Here is a 15388-nt window from a genome sequence, read left to right as displayed (position 1 = left end):
GGTGAACTTCCGCAACGACGGGAGCCACGAGGGTAATCAGTACTTCTACCTCAAGGCCACCAACCTGTCCGGCAACGCCACGATGGGGCGCAGCCGCGGATCCACCTACATCCTGAACGACGATCCCCAGTATGTGAGTTGCACCTCGACTGTGTCTTGGAGCATAAGGTATTGCCCTCCTCATGACAAAAATAATAATTGCTACACAAACTATTGTAGCAGCACCCGGAACAAGGGGCACGGCTGGTCCGGCTGGCTAGACGCGACCTCGGGGTATGGTAGCTGGTACGGGCGCTGCTACAACGGAACGTGGCACTATCGCGGCTCTAAGTGGTGCTACTGATCCACCAAGTGTGACACCCTAAACATCCACGCCCCGCGCGTACCGCGCGGGGCGTCCTTCCCGGGGCCATGCGTGGAGCCGTTATCCGGTCAGGCGGTCGACTAGGATCTGTTGTGACGGCGGCTTGAAACCTGACAGGATCGCGGGGTCCTCAGTGTGGCCGGCCAGCCGGAGGCCCGGCGCCGCGGCCGCCAGGCTGCCCAGCCGGCGGACCGTGTCGGTCTTGGTGACCACGAGGTCGAGTGCCCCTGCCTGCATGAAGGTGCGGGCCGCCCGGTCGCACTCGCCAGCCTCAATGGCGCCAAGCGAACTCTTTCCCACGCCAGTAGGGCCCATGAGCACGAGTGGTCCCGCCTTCGTCAGCCGCGCCGGGTCGGGCAGGATGTCTAGGATTTCCGCGTCCTCGCCAATGCTTGCACGGATGTGCGCTAACAGGGTCGGCAGGCTTTCGGTTTCGAAGCTATGAACGGTCATGGAGGGTGCACGTGAATCCGGACATTGGGGCGCGGCGCCGGCGAGTCGGCGCGCGAGACAGCTGACCGAAGAAATGCCGGGATCAGGGTAGACAACGGGTAAAGGCGGGACTCTTTAAGCGGCGTCCTGCCCGTGCCCGGCTTCAATACTGGCGATCGCATCCCGCACCCGCCAGGCGATCGGGCGGGCGGGCGGCTCTTCTCCCCGCTGCTCCAGCAGCGCAGCGTAGAGGGGGTGCAGGACGGCCGGGGCGAGCAGACGGGTCTGGGCAGCGAACGCCCGCGCGACCTCCATGCGCGAGCTCTGCAAGGCCTGCATCAGGGTTGCGTGGGCCTCGAGCAGGGTGTTGAACGCGTCGGCGTGGCGGCCGGCCAGCGTGTACAGACTGATCTGCTGTCGCCGGCCGCGAAGGTCGTAATCACCGACCCAGAGCGCGGCGTAACGCGCGCCGATCAACTCGCGGGTCCGGGCGCCGATCAGGATGTCGGCGGAGAGCATCCGGCAGTGCTCCTGAATTCGGCTGGCGACGTTGATGTCATCGCCGAGCACAGTGTAGTGGCGGCGCGCCGGCCCGCCGATCGATCCGACGTAGGCTTGGCCGCTGTTGACCGCGATGCCAATGCGTACGTCCGGCCAGTCGCCGGCCTCCTGGCGCTCCTGGGTTTCCCGTTTCAGCCACTTGCGGATCGCCAGCGCCGCGCCGCAGGCGAGGTCGGCGTGATCAGGCTGGTGACGTGGGGCACCCCAGAAGGCCATGAGGCCGTCGCCTAGGAACTTGTCGACCGTTCCGCCGTGATCCTGGATGATCTTGGCGAGCGGATCGAAGATCTCCGACATCAGGCGGACGAGTTCCGCCGGGTCCCTCTTCTCCGACAGGCCGGTGAATCCGCGCAGATCGCAGAACATCGCCGTGAGATCGCGGGTTTCGCCCACGAGCGTGGGATTGCCCGCGTTGGTCGCGAGCTCCTCGGCCACGCGCGGGTCCATGTAATTGCGCATGGCCGCGCGCGAGCGGTCGGGCACAATCCAGAGCAGCGCGATTAGCCCCACGAGATAAGTCGCAAGCAGGCTCGCTGCCGGCATCGCCGGATCGATCTGCAGGCCGATGTTCATGTAGACGTAGGCCGATGCCGCGACGTAGCCCGCGATCATCGCGGGGCCGACCACGGAGATCGCCGCGGCTCCCATGTAGGGCATCGCGATTGCCAGACCAGTCGCGGCGACAAGTGAGAGGCTGAGCTCGAAGACCTTGCCCCAGCCCGGACGGACCGGGAGGTTCGCGGGGTCGGGCCAGTCGCCGCTACGCGCCGCGAAGGCGTCGAATCCGGCGAAGGCGCCGGCCCGAAGCGCGTCGAGCGCGAGTGGATCGAGGAATTCCAGCAAGATCACCGCGAGGCCTGCGAGCATCGCCACCAGCGCCGGCCCCGCACGATAGCGCAGGAACCCGCGCAAGCGGCTCCTCCTGGGCGTCGATCGGGGGCTCATGGAACGCGAAGACCTCGCTGGACGGCGGCCGTGACCTTGTGACCCTGGTCACACCGGGAAGGTGGGTGCGCTCTGGCGCTTTGGGACGCCGGTCAGCGTGGGCCACCAATCTATAGCTTGATGGTTAAGTCGAGCTTTCGCGTGAAAGCCGACGGGCTTGGCAGGCGCCGCCCGCCTTCAAGCCGCGACGGCGGGCGGCGCTCGGCGCAGATCCCGCGCGAGCTGGCCCTTCAAGCCCGGCCGGAATCCAAAGCGGGCGAGGTAGGCGTCGCCAGGGCCGCGTCGGGTCTGGATCTGCGCGGCCTCGCGCAGGCACGCCTCGCCCAGGGCGCGATGAAGCAGTCGACCGCCGATACCCCGCCCGGTCTCGGTGGGGTCGACGCCAAGGCCCTGCAGGAGGGTGAGCCGGTCGGGGAGATGACGTAGCAGCAGGAAGGCCAGAACCCGATCCGGTGCGGTGTCCTGCACCGCGACCAGCAGCTGATGCTCACTGTCGCCACCTGCGAACGCGGCGTCGTCGACGGCCGCGGCGAACTGCTGCGGGGCGATGTCGATCTGGGCTGTGCGCCGCGGGTGGCCGCGGCAGATGGCGAGGACGCCGGGAAGATCCGACAGGGTGGCGGCACGGACGCGGAAACTCATGCTTGGCGCATTCCGCGAGGCGTCATGGGAAGCCTTTCGATGATCGTCTTGAGACTGGATGCGAGCGGGGAGATGGGGTCGCGGCCGGGTGGCGTCACGGTTCGAGCTCCACGGTCCAGTAATCCACCCACTCGGGCCGGATGAAACGCGGCGGGTGGCGTCTTGCCTGCACGTTCAGCTGGGCTAGGGTCGGATGGCAGGGCTGTTTCAGTAGCGGCATGCCCGCCTGTTCTGGCGTTCGGTCCGCCTTGCGCCCGTTGCAGGCGCCACAGCCGGTCGCCAGGTTGCCGAAGCTGGAGATACCGCCCTGGGCGCGCGGACAGACGTGGTCGAAGGTCAGCTGCTCGACAGCTAGCCGGAGGCCACAAAACAGGCAGGTAAAGTCGTCGCGCAGGAACAGGTTCAGCCGGGTCAGCGGCGCCGGCCGATCGAGGCTGATGTAGCGCTTGAGCGCGATCACGGCCGGCAGGCGAAGCTCCGTACTCGGGCTACGCACGCACCTGTCATAGTAGGCTACGGGCGTCACGCGGCGCTCGAGCACGGCGCGGAGCGCGTCCTGCCAGGACCAGGTGGAGAGGGGGAGCAGCGAAAGCGGCCGGAAGTCGGCGTTCAGCACGAGCGCGGGGCAGGCGGACGGTGCGATCATGACGGGTCCTGCAGCCGTTCGAGGCAGCAGCCCGGCATTGCGGCCAGGCCGCTCAACCAGGATATGGCGTAGGATCACGCGGTCGGCCGCGCGGCACGGGCGCACAGGCGCACTTCACGCCGGGTCGGTTGACTGATAAGCGGTCGATGCGGCGCCACGGGCGCCGCAGGCCGCTCATACAGCGCGTCTGTTGAGCACGACTTATCGAGTGGGACCGCGTCCGTGCGCCAATCCGGCGTGCGGACGCGGTTTCTCGGCCGGGTAGGCGAGGGCGGCGCCGGCCAGATAAGCGTTTCAGGAAAGTCGCGGCGCGCGGATCAGGCCTCGCGCTCCAGCGTTTGGATGTCAGGGATTTCCGAGAAACTGACGCTTCCATGCGCGGGGCGTTCGCGGCCGGTCAGATAGGCCGGGGCGGTGCAGCAGCGGTTGCGGCCACGGCGCTTGGCGTCGTAGAGGGCCTGGTCCGCTTCCGCGAGCCAGCCCTGCGCGTCCGCGATGTGACCGGCGAGCGGACAGATCCCGAAGCTGGCAGTGACGCGGATGCACCTGTCCTGGTAGGGCACCTGGAGGCCGGCGATCGCCTCGCGGTGGCGCTCGGCCGCCACCTGCGCGCCTTCGATGGGGGTTTCGGGCAGCAAAAGCGCGAACTCCTCCCCACCGATGCGGCCGATCCTGTCGCCGATCCGGATGTCGCCGGCACACTGGCGGGCGACCGCGCGCAGCACCGCGTCACCCGCCGGATGCCCGAGCGTGTCGTTGATCGCCTTGAAGTGATCGATGTCGAACAGGACCAGAGCGGCCTGGCGGCCGTAGTGCCGCGCCCGGCCGATCTCCTGATCGATCTCGCTCATGAGACCGCGGCGGGTCATCAGCCCCGTCAGAGCATCTGTGGTGGCGACCTGACGCAGTTCGAGCTCGTCGACGACGAGCTGCGCGAAGCTCTGCAGGATCCCCGCCTGGTGCTGGTCGAAGATGCGCGGCTCGGTATCGATCGCGCACAGCGAGCCGACGCTGTACCCTTCCGGGGTCTCCAGCGGAGCGCCGATGTAGGCACGGATGAAGGGTGGCGTCTGAACCAGGGGGTTGGCCGCGAAGCGAGGGTCGAGCCGCGCGTCCGGGATAACCAGGGGCGCCCGCTGCTGGATGGTGTGCGCGCAGAAGGCCACGTCCCGTGACGTCTCGCTGGCGTCGAGCCCCTGGATCGACTTGAACCACTGGCGGTCCAGGTCGATCAGGGAAACGGCGGCGATCGGCACCCGCAGGACGCTCTTCACGAGGGCCGTGATCTTGTCGAACGGCGCTTCGCGCCCGGTGTCGACGATCTGATAGCGGTGCAGCGCGGCGAGCCGCGCCTGCTCATCGGTCAGCTTGCAGTCCGGCATTCCTGGTCGCCCCCGCCAAGGGTGATGATGGTGTCGACGAGCTCGGCCTCCCAGGAGTCCATCGCGGCCCGGATCACGCGGCGGACCTCCGCCTCGGGCAGGCCGGACCGTATCAGGTTCGCGGCCAGCTCAATCATGTGGCGATGATGTCGCTCGAACTGCTCGGCGAGCAGGGCTGGCACCTCCGCCCGCGCCGGTGCGCTGGCGACCGTCTCTACGATCTGTTCCGCTTTCGAGGCGACCATCCGGGGGCTCCCGTTCGAACCGACGAGAGCCTGCCCGCACAGCCTTTAATCAACGGTAAAAAAGCTCACGAATACCGGACTCGCGGAGCGCAACGGTCAATCCAGGTCGAGCCGGTCGCGCGTGCGCTCGATTGTGGCGTTGTGGTCGGTGGTCTTGAGGTACGCGCTCGACGGCTTGCGCCCCTCCTTCTGCAGCACGAACGCGAACCGCTTGGCGATCGCTTCCGCCGCGCGGCCCACGGGGTCGCTGTCGTGGTCGCCGGAGAGCTCGTGGTACGCCTCGTAGAAGGCGTGGTCGTGGATGTGGCTCTCGGTGTCGGCGCTGTCGTGCAGGTACTCGTGGAGCAGCGTCAGCGCCAGCTGGTAGGCGCCGGCGTACCCGCGCTTCATCTGCTGGGCGACGTAAGTCCGGTCGAAGGCGATGAAGCTGCTGCCGTCGGTCCAGGCGAGCGCCGTCTCGGAAACGCCAAGAACCAGCTTGCGCATGCCGCTGTGCGCGACCAGCGGGCTGCGGCTCACGGCACTCGCGATGTAGTGGTTGCTGTAGGTCAGCGTCTCCAGCATCAGCTTCTCGGTCGGCTTGAGCTCGCGCGCCTTCAGAAGGACGTGATTGTCGCTGATGACATCGGAGAGCGAGTCCCGCGAGACCACGGGGATTTGCGCGTACCCCCTGGAGAAATAACCATGCCCCCAGGCCCGATCCATGGCCGCGCCGAGGCGCTCGAGCAGTTCCCTCCCGTTGGCGGCGTCGAAGCGTTCCAGGGTCTCCTGCGAGATCGCAAGGCATAGCCCGCGTTGCTGGGCCGTCTCGGCCAGCTGGTCGCCGCGCGGGGCGATCACGACCTGGCTGCCGAAGCGCCCGGGCGAGCCGCTGTTGAACTGGTTGAGAACCGAGATCTTGTGTTGTCGGCCGGCGACGTCCGTGATCAGCTTGAGCTCGGGAAGGGTTTTCCGGTCGAACTCGCCGGCAACCGCCTGGTCGGCGAGGTTCTGACGCTCCGCGTCGGTCAGGCGGGCCTTGGTGGCGTTCTGCTGGTTGGCGTGGGCCTGCAGATGCTTGGCGATCCGCCGGAACACCGGGCAGGAACGCTGCACGTCGTTGCGGGCGAAGTTCACGTCCAGGCGCTTGCGCGAGACCACGACGCCGCCGACGCCGTAGGTGTGCGCGGGCATCCGCGTGACCAGGACGCCGAGGTTGTAGACGTCGAGGGTGGCCCGGCTTGAGGCGATCCGGATATAGGCGTCCTCGTCGACGATGTCCCAGCTCGCGGTGGCGGGGTCGGTCGAGAGGATCTTGCCGTTGACGATCACCGGGATCGACACCCAGGCCGCCATGTCCTTGAACTCCCTGAGCGTGCGGTCGAGGTCGCTCGGCAGCAGCGGCTCGTAGAGCTCGACCTCGATCTGGCAGCCCGCAACCGCGTGCTTGGCGTCGACCACGTGGAGGTCGTAGTCGAGCCCGCGGTTCTTGACGTCCACCTCCATGCGGAAGACGTTGCTGGCCCACTTGTTCCGGCCAAAGCTCATCAGCTGGCCGCGGCCCATCCGGTATCGGCCCCACACGGCATCACCCTCTTCATGCGGGGTGCCGAACGTCTCGAAGTGCGCGGTGATCTCGGCCTCGTTCTGGAATCCCCGGCCGTCGTCGCGGATCGAGAAGCGGTCGGCGTCGATCTCGATCTCGCACCTGGTGGCGCCCGCATCGCCCGAGTTCATCACGGCCTCGAGCAGGGCCTTGGAGATCGATCCGGCCTGCTTGCGGATGACGTCCATCAGGAGGTTCGGGTGCATGCCGAAGGTGCGGGTTTCCTGCCGGGGCTGGGTCATTCGGTGATTCCATGAAATGGGCGTCGGGCGGTCGCCCGGGCGCGGCGCGCGGTGACCGCGCCTCGGGGGGGGCCTTCACGAGAGTGTTCCAACGCGGGCGCGCCCAGGATCAGTGCTCGGGCGCGGCGTCCTGGTTGAGTTCGGCCAGATCGCGGCTGGTCAGGAAGCGCCGACACTGAACGCTCGGGGCGTGCGGGTACCCGGTGACGCGGATCGCCCGTCTGAGGGCGGCCTCCTGCGCGTGGGTGATCTCCTTGAAAACGAGCTCGCTGCCGTCGATCCGGGGGCTGCCGGCGTGCTTCAGGATCGATCCCTGGTTGCGGATCGCCTGCTTGAGCGTGTCATAGGCGGGACCGCGCTCGATCTTGAGGGTGAAGGTGGTGCGCACGCGGGTTTCGTACGCCTCGTTCAGCAGCCAGTGCTGCGACTCCTCCGGGTAGCCCAGGGCGGTCATCAGGGTTCGGAAGCGATTGAGCAACGAGCGCGCGTCCTCCTTGCCGAGGAGCCCGTAGAGCATGGCCTCGGTCATGAAGGGCGCATGCGCGTCTTCGGCGTCGGCATCACTGATGTGAAGGTTCTCGGGCCAGAACGGCATCGGCTTGTCCTGGCAGGTGAAGAAGGCGATATCCATCGCGGCGGCGACGGCGGCCTTGTGGTCGAGCGATCTGGCGGCCATGCGGTTTCCTTTCGTGCCGGGCGCGACGCAGGCGTTGGTCGTGACGGGAAAATGGGACCGGAACCAGAACCCGGTCCGGCTGGGGTATTGCGTAAGGAGATCAAAAAAGCCGTATTTCCAGTCACATCCACGGAATTTTCTTCAAACCCGCTCAGTCGAAGGAAGGACCAAGGCAAATCTTGCAGCAAGTGTGTTCAGGAGGGTTTCGGCACGCTTGGGATATTTGCATCGCGGGAGCTGGTGTCGTATCTTTGAACGCTAAGTCCAGGTCTATAGGGAGCTTGCCGTGAACAAATATGGGCAGGAGTATTCCGGTCCGGTGACCCAGGGGCACACCAAGGCCGATACAGCTGCGGTGATCCTCGATCCGGTGGCCTATTCCTCGAAGCTGTGTGAGGCACTTCAACTGCTCGCGCAGGAGTTCCACGAGGGACGGACCCCTATCGCGGATGAGGCTGCCGAGCGCGAGAAGGTCAACGCCTTGCTCGATGACCTGGCGCGCGACCCGCGCGAGAATTAGCCGGTTGAGTGGAGTGGATGGTGGGGGCGGGCCGGCGACAAGGGTCGGGATCGAAGCGGCGACAGCGCTACCGCGATCTCGTTGAAGGGATCCGCCGGCGTTCAAATGTCGCGGCTCATGAGTTTTGCTGGAGCTCAGACCGAGATGTCTTCTGGGCTGAGCTTCGATTCCTCGTTGGTGAGTTGCTGGATGGGCGCACCGTTGCCCGCACGCTTCACAGGCAGCGCGAAACCTACGGTCCCTGGCGCGCCGCGTACGACCTCAAGACGCGGCTCACCCGGGATAAACCACCAGACCCCGACAGCCTGCAGGTCGTGAACATCCCCGGCCTTCCAGCAGGCCTGGAGGTTAGGCGGGACTGGGAGTGGCCGTTCGCTGCCTATCTCCTGGTCGTGCGACGGGAAAAGATCGTGCACGGGATGATGGTGGCGAAGATGACGGAAGATATCCGTCAGAGTGTGCTCGATGCGGTGCGTGAGCGCGTCCTCCAGCCGAAAGGCGCGGAGACGGATCGAGATTCCGAGCTCGATCAATCGCCGTCATAGCGAGGGCATGACGGTGAGTGGAGGCGATCCGATCGCGCGTCGGCGATACCTGGGACTCTTCTCAGTCGTGACCGTTGCAGGGATGGCCGGAGTCGTTTTGGCCGCGAGCTGGCCAGGCGGATGGGTGCACGGAGGAAGGGGTGGTGCTCTGGGGGTGATCATCGCACTCGGGGCGATCTGGATGAAACCGAAGTTCCATCTCGCCCTGCTTGAAGATCTGCGGGAGCATGAGGAGGAAATGCTCGGTTCGGCGAGTAATGGCGCACCCCAGAAGCTTGGCGAACCAATGGACGCAACGCGGCTGACTCGCTGGATACGCGCGCTCGAGTCCTCGATCCATGTAGGCGCGGAATCAGAACAGCAGGCGATCGCATGGCTGGCGGGCGCCACCAGCGTTGGAACGGCGTTCTGGGGTTTTGGGGATGTTCTGGCGCTATGGCTGCGAGAGGCTCTGATCCATTGGGAGCTTGTCGCCGCGCCGGTCGGTGCGTGTTAGACGCTCCCTGAGGCAAGTGGGGGGGGGGGTGTGACCATTCGCCGGTTCTGTGACTAACGACCGGCGCCGCGCGACAGATCGAACACCTGGCCATCCCGAAGGACGGGCAAGTCAATGTGGTCGCCCGCCGCCAGGGCCTCTTCGGAGAGGTGCGTGAGCGCTAGCGACCGGGCCGGGAGCTGGTCGCGTCGTACCACCAGCGTCTTGTAATCCAGGTGACCGGGGCAGGCCTGTGCATAGCCGTGGCACTCGACGATCATCAGGTCGGCGCCATCGGCGAGCCGCGGCAGCGTGTCGGTCCACTCGGTATCGCCCGAGTAGGCAAGGACGACGCCTTCGGCCTCGGCGCGCAGCCCGTAGGCCTCGATACCGTGCACGACAGGCTCGGCGCGCAAGGTGAACCCTGCTGAATGATGCGGATCGCCCGACTGCCAGCTGCTGTATCGGAGCGGGAAGTTCCAGTCCTGCCGCAGGTTGGAGTAAAGCAGCTCAACCAGGCGCGGCAGCGTGTGCGGCAGGTCGCTCGGACCGATCAGGTCGAGCTGACGGGTCCGGCCTGCCACGTATTGCTGGTGCAGCAGGAAGTAGGGCAGGCCACCTATGTGGTCGCCGTGCAGGTGCGTGATCGCGATCGCGTCGATCGCCTCGGGATCGCAGCCATAGGCCGCCATCGCCGCGAGGGTGTTGGCCCCGCAATCCAGCAGGATCTCCCCGCCGCGGCTCTTGAGGTGAAAGCTGGTCTGATTGCGGCCGCCGCTACCGAAGGCGTCACCACATCCAAGAACGGTCAGCTGCATCCCTTCACTCTCCCTGGTCGGGCGATGTCCTGCGCGGCGGCCAACCGGCCGGTTGCCGGCGGTCCCATAGCTTGAACGTGGGGGCGGCTCCGCGAACGGGATGGGTGATTTGCCCCCGCACGCGTGCGGCCCGTCACACGTGCTTGGCCGGACCCGACCCTGAACAGGGGAGTCTATACGCTCCGGCGTTGACGGAAGGTTGCCAGCCCGGAAGGCCGGTCACGCCGATCGCGAGGCGTCGAGCACGCCGGGGCCAGGATGATGGGCGAGCATGCGCTCGGCCCACTTGCGGCCGGCAGGAACCGAGCCGACAAGAGCCCAGATCGCACGTCGCCCGGCGTGGACCTCCGCGCGGTAGCGTGGCTGAGGGAAGGCCCGGTTTACCGGAACCTCGCCTTGGGGGCGTCGGGAGACGATGGCGATTGCATTCCCGCCGGTGCCGGCGGGCACGAGAACCCAGTGCCCGGGCGAGTGGCGCTGCCAGGTGTATTGGTGTGGAGCGGTCATCGGCTCCTCCAGCTCATACGATCAGGCACCGAGGCCCGGGTCACTGATCAGCGCGGCCCAGCCATCCTCGTCGAGGACCCGCACGCCGGCTGCCCGGGCCTTCGTCAGTTTCGATCCGGCATCGGCGCCCGCCACGAGGTAGTCGGTCTCGGCGGAAACCGAACCGGAGACTTTCATCCCCAGGGTCTCCGCCTGGCTCTTGGCCTCCGCGCGCGAGATCGACAGGGACCCCGTGAAAACGACCGTTTTGCCCGCAAGCGCTCCGCCGGAGGCCGGCGCCTTGGCGTCGGCGACCGTGAGCTCCCGCTGCAGGGCGTCCAGGGTGTCGCGGTTCTGCGGCTCGGCGAAGAAGTCGAGGATGTCCTGGGCCATCGCCGGGCCGACCCCGTCAATCGAGAGCAGGTCCTCGCGGGCGGCTTTCTGGTCGGACTCGAGCGCGGTGCGCATCGCTGTCAGGTTGCCGTAGTGCTGGGCCAGAAGTTTGGCTGTGCTGGCGCCGACCTGCGGGATTCCGAGGGCGTTGACGAACCGCTCCAGCGGCACCGTGCGCCGGGCCTCTATGGCCTCGATCAGCTTCTCGGCGGAGCGCTCGCCCCAGCCCTGCCAGCTGGCGATCGCGGGCTCCTCGTCCCACAGCCGAAAGATGTCGGCGGGTGTTCGCACCAGGCCGCGGTCGATCAGTTCGACAAGGTTCTTCTGACCCAGGCCGTCGATATCCAGGCACTCGCGCGACACGAAATGCTTCAGGCGCTCCTTCATCTGCGCGGGGCAGATCAGGCCGCCGGTGCAGCGGGTCACGGCCATATCCGCTTCGCGGACCGCCGAACTGCCGCACTCGGGGCAGGTGTCGGGCATCGCCCATGGCGCGGACTCGGCTGGGCGCTTCTCTCTTACCACCTCGACCACCTGCGGGATCACGTCACCGGCGCGCTGGATGACGACGGTGTCGCCCTCGCGGATGTCCTTGCGCGCGATCTCGTCGGCGTTGTGCAGGGTCGCCCGGGACACCACGACCCCGCCCACGGTGACCGGCTCCAGGTGCGCGACGGGCGTGAGGGCGCCGGTGCGGCCGACCTGGATGGCGATCCTCTCCAGCCGCGTGGTCGCGCGCTCGGCGGGGAATTTGTGCGCGGCCGCCCAGCGCGGCGCGCGGGAGACGAAGCCCAGGCGCTTCTGCAGCGCGAGATCGTTGACCTTGTAGACGATGCCGTCGATGTCGAAGTCGAGGTCGGCGCGCTGCTCCTGGATCTCCGCGTAGTAGGCCAGGAGGTCCTGGACGCCGTAGCACAGGCGCGACGGGTGGGTCGGGATGAAGCCCCAGCGGGTCAAGTTCGCGCGGGCCGTTTGGATCGTGTTCCCGATCGCCTCGCTGCAGTCACCCCAGCCGTAGGCGAAGAAGGCGAGCGGGCGCGCGGCGGTGACGCCGGGCTCCAGCTGGCGCAGCGAGCCGGCGGCGGCGTTACGCGGGTTGGCGAAGGTTTTGCGGCCCGCGGCCTCCTGGGCTGCGTTCAGCTTCCGGAAGGCGCTGCGGGCCATGTAGACCTCGCCGCGCACCTCAAGGGCCTGCGGCCAGCCCGTGCCGCTGAGCTTTTGCGGTACGTCCGCGACGTGGCGGATGTTCGCCGTGACGTCCTCGCCGACCGTGCCATCCCCGCGGGTTGCGGCCTGGACGAGATAGCCGTCCTCGTAGCGCAGCGAGCAGCTCAGGCCGTCGATCTTGGGCTCGGCGAAGAACTCGATCGCAGCCGCCTCGTCGAGCGCGAGGAAGCGCCGGATGCGCCGCAGGAGCTCCTCGACCTCAGCGTCCTCGAAGCAGTTCTCAAGGGAGAGCATCGGCTGGGCATGGGTTACCTGCTGGAAACCGTCCGCCGGCGTGAAGCCGACGCGCCGCTCGGGGCTGTCCGCGCGCACCAGATGCGGGTAGGCCTGTTCCAGTTCGAGGTTGCGCCGGCGCAGGGCATCGTAGGCGGCATCCGAGATCTCGGGCGCGTCCAGCTGGTGGTACAGGAGGTCATGGTGCGCGATCTCGGCCGCCAGACGGGCGAGCTCGCGGCGGGCGTCGGACTCGTCAGGTGCGACGGGGGTCGGGGTATCGGACACAGCTTACTCCTCGGGCATCGCGACCAAAGCGCGCTCTCGCCCAGGAAATGGGGTCAGGCAGCACGGCCGGCCGGACGGCCTGGCGTGACGGGATGATGTTGACGTCGGAGGCGGCCGTGCGGCCGGAGTAGGCCGTCGGCCGGCTCAGGCCGCGCGGTCTTCTTCCCGGCGTGCTCGGGTACGCAAGGGGATCCAGCAGACCGCCGTCGTGCCCTGGTCTCGGACACTTTCGAGCCGGATGTCGCCGTCGTGCAGACGGGCGATTTCGCGGGCGATCGCAAGACCGAGGCCGACGCCCTCGGGATGGGCCTCGTGCCGTGCGCCCACCTGGACGAACGGCTCGACAGCCTCGCGGCATTCCTCTTCTGACATGCCGCGGCCACGGTCCGTGACCGAGACCTCCAGAGCGTCGTTGCCGGTCGGTTGAGCGGTGAGCGTGATGACCTCGCCATAGGGCGAGAACTTGATCGCGTTGGAGAGCAGATTGACGACCACGCGCGTGAGCCGGCGCGGGTCGCAGTGGACCTGCGGCAGGCCCAGGTCTGCGTTGATCGAAATCGACACGTCCTGGCGCTGCGCGCGCTCGGAGACGAGGCGCACGGCCGGTTGCAGGATTTGCTCCTTGAGGTCGACCGTCCGGAGGTTGAGCGCGATCCGGCCGCTCTGGCCGCGCTCCAGATCGAGAACGTCGGATATGATACCCAGCAGGTGCTCGCCGGAGCGTCGGATGTCGCGCGCGTAGCGGCTGTAGGGCGGTTGGATCTCGCCGTATAAGCCCTGCTCCATGACCTGGGCGAAGCCGATCACCGCGTTGAGCGGCGTGCGGAGCTCGTGGCTCATCTGCGCCAGGAAGGCGGACTTCGCCTGTGCCGCCTCCTGGGCGTTGACCAGCGCCTGGCCCAGCCGGGCCTGGGTTGAGCGCATGCTCAGCCCCGCCCCCAGCATGTGCGCGGCCGCGGAGAGCGCGTCGATTAGGTGAGCCGACCAGCCCGCAAACGAACGCTCGTCCGCGTCGCGAACGATGTCGAAGCCGATGAAGCCGGCGAGCTGCTCGTCGGACAAGACCGGATGGACGCACAGCGCCTCGATGTCCTGAGGTTCCAGGATTTCGCGCTCGCCCGCACCCATCTGCTCGGGGCCCGAGATCACGTGCGGCAGACCCCGCTCGAAACGGTCGACCCAGGTGTCGAAGCCGGCTTCGATAAGGTCGATACCCTGCAGGTCGGGGCTGTCTATCTGCGGCTCGATGCCCTCGTCGCACCACTCGAAGCGCTGGTTCGCGATGCGCCGATGGCCGTCGGCGGCGGGCGTGACCTCGAAGAAGTAGCAGCGGTCGACGCCGGCCGCGGGCCCGACCGTGCCCAGCATCCGCTGGCACTCGCGCTCCCAGGACCGGCCCGTCAGGAGGCGCTCGGCCGAGGAGACCACCGCCCGGAGGACGTCGTCGCGCTGCTTCAGGGCCTCCGCGCCCTCGCTGGCGATCCGCGGCAGCGCCATCAGCGCGAGGCAGACTTCGCCCTCCCAGTTGATCCGCCAGATCGTCATGTCGACGGTGCGCGGGACACCGCGGGGATAGACGGTCCAGATCTCGGTGATCTGTTCGTGCTTGCGCAGGCGCTCGGACATCACCCGAAGCCGGTCGCGCGTGACCCTGCGGATGTCGGAGAGGTCGCGCGCGCGGAAGGTCTCGAGGTCGGGAGCACCCCAGAACCGCAGCCCCGGATCGTTCGCCCACCGGAACGCGTTGTGCTGGACCGAATAGATCCAGAGCGGTAGCGGGATCTGATCGGCGAGGAAGGTCTCCGGCGTGGTGCACGGAGGGTTTGATGTCATCTTGGCAGTCCCTGTGACGGCGGCCCGTCTCTAAACAGGCTAGCGCTTTGACCGAATTTCGTAAACAAAATTGGTTTGGTCCGGGTTTACTGGCCGCGATTGGCGCAGGTTCGCTCGACCTGGGCGATCGCCCTGCGCTCGGCGGGATCCATCGAGAGCCCCCAGCCTTGCTTGATGGCGACCCAGGTGCGCACGTAGGCGCAGCGGTAGGCCCGGTTCTCCGGGAGCCAGCGCGCCGGGTCGTCGGCGCCCTTCGAACGGTTCGCGCCGAGCTCGACCGCCATCAGATGCTCCGGGGCGCTCATGTCGTTGGCGTAGCGCTCGCGCTGCGCGGCGGACCAGCGGTAGCCGCCCGAGCGGTGCGCCTCGGCGAGCGGCACGACATGGTCGACGTCGAGATCGCGGGCGCGCTTGAAGACGCGGCCGGTGTAGGGATCGTGCCATTCGCCGGTGACGACGCGGCATCCATCGGCGGTCAGGCTGACCGGAACCCGGCTCTCGGCGATCAGGACTTCGTGGCGGACGTTCTGGCAGTCGCCGTCGTCGTCGGTCCAGTGACGGTAGAGATCGCGATCGTACTCCTGATAGCCGCCCGGCGCCGGTGCGCCGCTGGTGGTCGCGCCGCCGCTCACGCCCTCGAGCTGGCGGAGCATCGCCTGTTTGCTCTGGAAGGCGTGGCCGGAGAGAGGCCCGCGATGGCAATGGTAGCCGCCGTTCTGGCGGTCGTGATGACAGCCGTGCGCGTCGAGTCCACCCGGATGGGCGCTGGCGGACGGGCTCGACATCAGCAGGAGGGTCGCTGCCAACAGGGCGAGCGCGCCGAAGGTTCGGGTCATAACGCCTTCCAGTTGGGTCGGAGCGCGCCGGCGC

General features: G+C 67.5%; 15 protein-coding genes. 3 read left to right on the top strand and 12 right to left on the bottom strand.

The genetic code is table 11. The annotated features are described in order from the left end of the window. Positions 1 to 424: 424 nt before the first annotated feature. From CKO28_RS05210 to CKO28_RS05175, 8 genes are all read right to left on the bottom strand, one after another. Positions 425 to 817, bottom strand: a complete 393-nt coding sequence (locus tag CKO28_RS05210) for a hypothetical protein (RefSeq protein WP_200339480.1) — start codon at positions 815 to 817, stop codon at positions 425 to 427. A gap of 114 nt (positions 818 to 931) precedes the next feature. Continuing rightward, complete coding sequence (locus CKO28_RS05205) at positions 932 to 2269, bottom strand: adenylate/guanylate cyclase domain-containing protein (RefSeq protein ID WP_200339478.1); 1338 nt, start codon at positions 2267 to 2269, stop codon at positions 932 to 934. A gap of 210 nt (positions 2270 to 2479) precedes the next feature. After that, complete coding sequence (locus CKO28_RS05200) at positions 2480 to 2944, bottom strand: GNAT family N-acetyltransferase (protein WP_200339476.1); 465 nt, start codon at positions 2942 to 2944, stop codon at positions 2480 to 2482. A gap of 94 nt (positions 2945 to 3038) precedes the next feature. Next, complete coding sequence (locus CKO28_RS05195; RefSeq protein ID WP_200339474.1) at positions 3039 to 3590, bottom strand: HNH endonuclease; 552 nt, start codon at positions 3588 to 3590, stop codon at positions 3039 to 3041. Between the two features lie 317 nt (positions 3591 to 3907). After that, positions 3908 to 4972, bottom strand: a complete 1065-nt coding sequence (locus CKO28_RS05190) for a GGDEF domain-containing protein (RefSeq protein WP_200339472.1) — start codon at positions 4970 to 4972, stop codon at positions 3908 to 3910. Next, a complete protein-coding gene (locus CKO28_RS05185) occupies positions 4954 to 5217 on the bottom strand; it encodes a hypothetical protein (RefSeq protein ID WP_200339470.1) in 264 nt (87 codons plus the stop codon). The genes CKO28_RS05190 and CKO28_RS05185 overlap by 19 nt, the downstream gene beginning before the upstream one ends. A gap of 96 nt (positions 5218 to 5313) precedes the next feature. Further along, a complete protein-coding gene (locus tag CKO28_RS05180) occupies positions 5314 to 7044 on the bottom strand; it encodes an ATP-binding protein (protein WP_200339468.1) in 1731 nt (576 codons plus the stop codon). A 109-nt stretch (positions 7045 to 7153) separates the two neighbouring features. Next, complete coding sequence (locus CKO28_RS05175; protein ID WP_200339467.1) at positions 7154 to 7720, bottom strand: hypothetical protein; 567 nt, start codon at positions 7718 to 7720, stop codon at positions 7154 to 7156. A 286-nt stretch (positions 7721 to 8006) separates the two neighbouring features. Here CKO28_RS05175 and CKO28_RS05170 point away from each other — a divergent pair, with 286 nt between their 5' ends. The 3 genes from CKO28_RS05170 to CKO28_RS05160 all read left to right on the top strand — a co-directional run bounded on the left by CKO28_RS05170 (position 8007) and on the right by CKO28_RS05160 (position 9281). Further along, positions 8007 to 8240, top strand: a complete 234-nt coding sequence (locus CKO28_RS05170) for a hypothetical protein (protein ID WP_200339466.1) — start codon at positions 8007 to 8009, stop codon at positions 8238 to 8240. 8 nt (positions 8241 to 8248) lie between these two features. Further along, positions 8249 to 8785 carry a hypothetical protein gene (locus CKO28_RS05165; RefSeq protein WP_200339465.1) on the top strand — a complete coding sequence of 179 codons (537 nt, stop codon included), beginning with the start codon at positions 8249 to 8251 and terminating at the stop codon, positions 8783 to 8785. 181 nt (positions 8786 to 8966) lie between these two features. Next, the gene (locus tag CKO28_RS05160) at positions 8967 to 9281 is read left to right on the top strand and encodes a hypothetical protein (RefSeq protein WP_207168744.1); all 315 of its coding nucleotides are present in this window, start codon (positions 8967 to 8969) and stop codon (positions 9279 to 9281) included. A gap of 53 nt (positions 9282 to 9334) precedes the next feature. Here CKO28_RS05160 and CKO28_RS05155 read toward each other — a convergent pair whose 3' ends face one another. The 4 genes from CKO28_RS05155 to CKO28_RS05140 all read right to left on the bottom strand — a co-directional run bounded on the left by CKO28_RS05155 (position 9335) and on the right by CKO28_RS05140 (position 15354). Beyond that, complete coding sequence (locus CKO28_RS05155; RefSeq protein WP_200339463.1) at positions 9335 to 10078, bottom strand: MBL fold metallo-hydrolase; 744 nt, start codon at positions 10076 to 10078, stop codon at positions 9335 to 9337. 528 nt (positions 10079 to 10606) lie between these two features. Further along, positions 10607 to 12685, bottom strand: coding sequence for an NAD-dependent DNA ligase LigA (ligA, locus tag CKO28_RS05150; protein ID WP_200339462.1), 2079 nt, complete (start codon positions 12683 to 12685; stop codon positions 10607 to 10609). Between the two features lie 144 nt (positions 12686 to 12829). After that, the gene (locus tag CKO28_RS05145) at positions 12830 to 14518 is read right to left on the bottom strand and encodes a sensor histidine kinase (protein ID WP_200339461.1); all 1689 of its coding nucleotides are present in this window, start codon (positions 14516 to 14518) and stop codon (positions 12830 to 12832) included. A gap of 86 nt (positions 14519 to 14604) precedes the next feature. Then, complete coding sequence (locus CKO28_RS05140) at positions 14605 to 15354, bottom strand: HNH endonuclease (protein ID WP_200339460.1); 750 nt, start codon at positions 15352 to 15354, stop codon at positions 14605 to 14607. Positions 15355 to 15388 lie beyond the last annotated feature (34 nt).

It is taken from the genome of Rhodovibrio sodomensis, from assembly GCF_016583645.1.
Lineage (GTDB): Bacteria > Pseudomonadota > Alphaproteobacteria > Kiloniellales > Rhodovibrionaceae > Rhodovibrio > Rhodovibrio sodomensis.
Note: the sequence above shows the minus strand (reverse complement) of the source record. Positions and strands in the feature narration are given on the sequence as shown.

Bases quoted from the DNA above. Each gene is read 5' to 3' on its own strand.
- CKO28_RS05210 (WP_200339480.1), bottom strand. From the start codon at position 817: ATGACCGTTCATAGCTTCGAAACCGAAAGCCTGCCGACCCTGTTAGCG.
- CKO28_RS05200 (WP_200339476.1), bottom strand. From the start codon at position 2,944: ATGAGTTTCCGCGTCCGTGCCGCCACCCTGTCGGATCTTCCCGGCGTC.
- CKO28_RS05195 (WP_200339474.1), bottom strand. From the start codon at position 3,590: ATGATCGCACCGTCCGCCTGCCCCGCGCTCGTGCTGAACGCCGACTTC.
- CKO28_RS05190 (WP_200339472.1), bottom strand. From the start codon at position 4,972: ATGCCGGACTGCAAGCTGACCGATGAGCAGGCGCGGCTCGCCGCGCTG.
- CKO28_RS05185 (WP_200339470.1), bottom strand. From the start codon at position 5,217: ATGGTCGCCTCGAAAGCGGAACAGATCGTAGAGACGGTCGCCAGCGCA.
- CKO28_RS05180 (WP_200339468.1), bottom strand. From the start codon at position 7,044: ATGACCCAGCCCCGGCAGGAAACCCGCACCTTCGGCATGCACCCGAAC.
- CKO28_RS05175 (WP_200339467.1), bottom strand. From the start codon at position 7,720: ATGGCCGCCAGATCGCTCGACCACAAGGCCGCCGTCGCCGCCGCGATG.
- CKO28_RS05160 (WP_207168744.1), top strand. From the start codon at position 8,967: ATGAAACCGAAGTTCCATCTCGCCCTGCTTGAAGATCTGCGGGAGCAT.
- CKO28_RS05155 (WP_200339463.1), bottom strand. From the start codon at position 10,078: ATGCAGCTGACCGTTCTTGGATGTGGTGACGCCTTCGGTAGCGGCGGC.
- CKO28_RS05145 (WP_200339461.1), bottom strand. From the start codon at position 14,518: ATGACATCAAACCCTCCGTGCACCACGCCGGAGACCTTCCTCGCCGAT.
- CKO28_RS05140 (WP_200339460.1), bottom strand. From the start codon at position 15,354: ATGACCCGAACCTTCGGCGCGCTCGCCCTGTTGGCAGCGACCCTCCTG.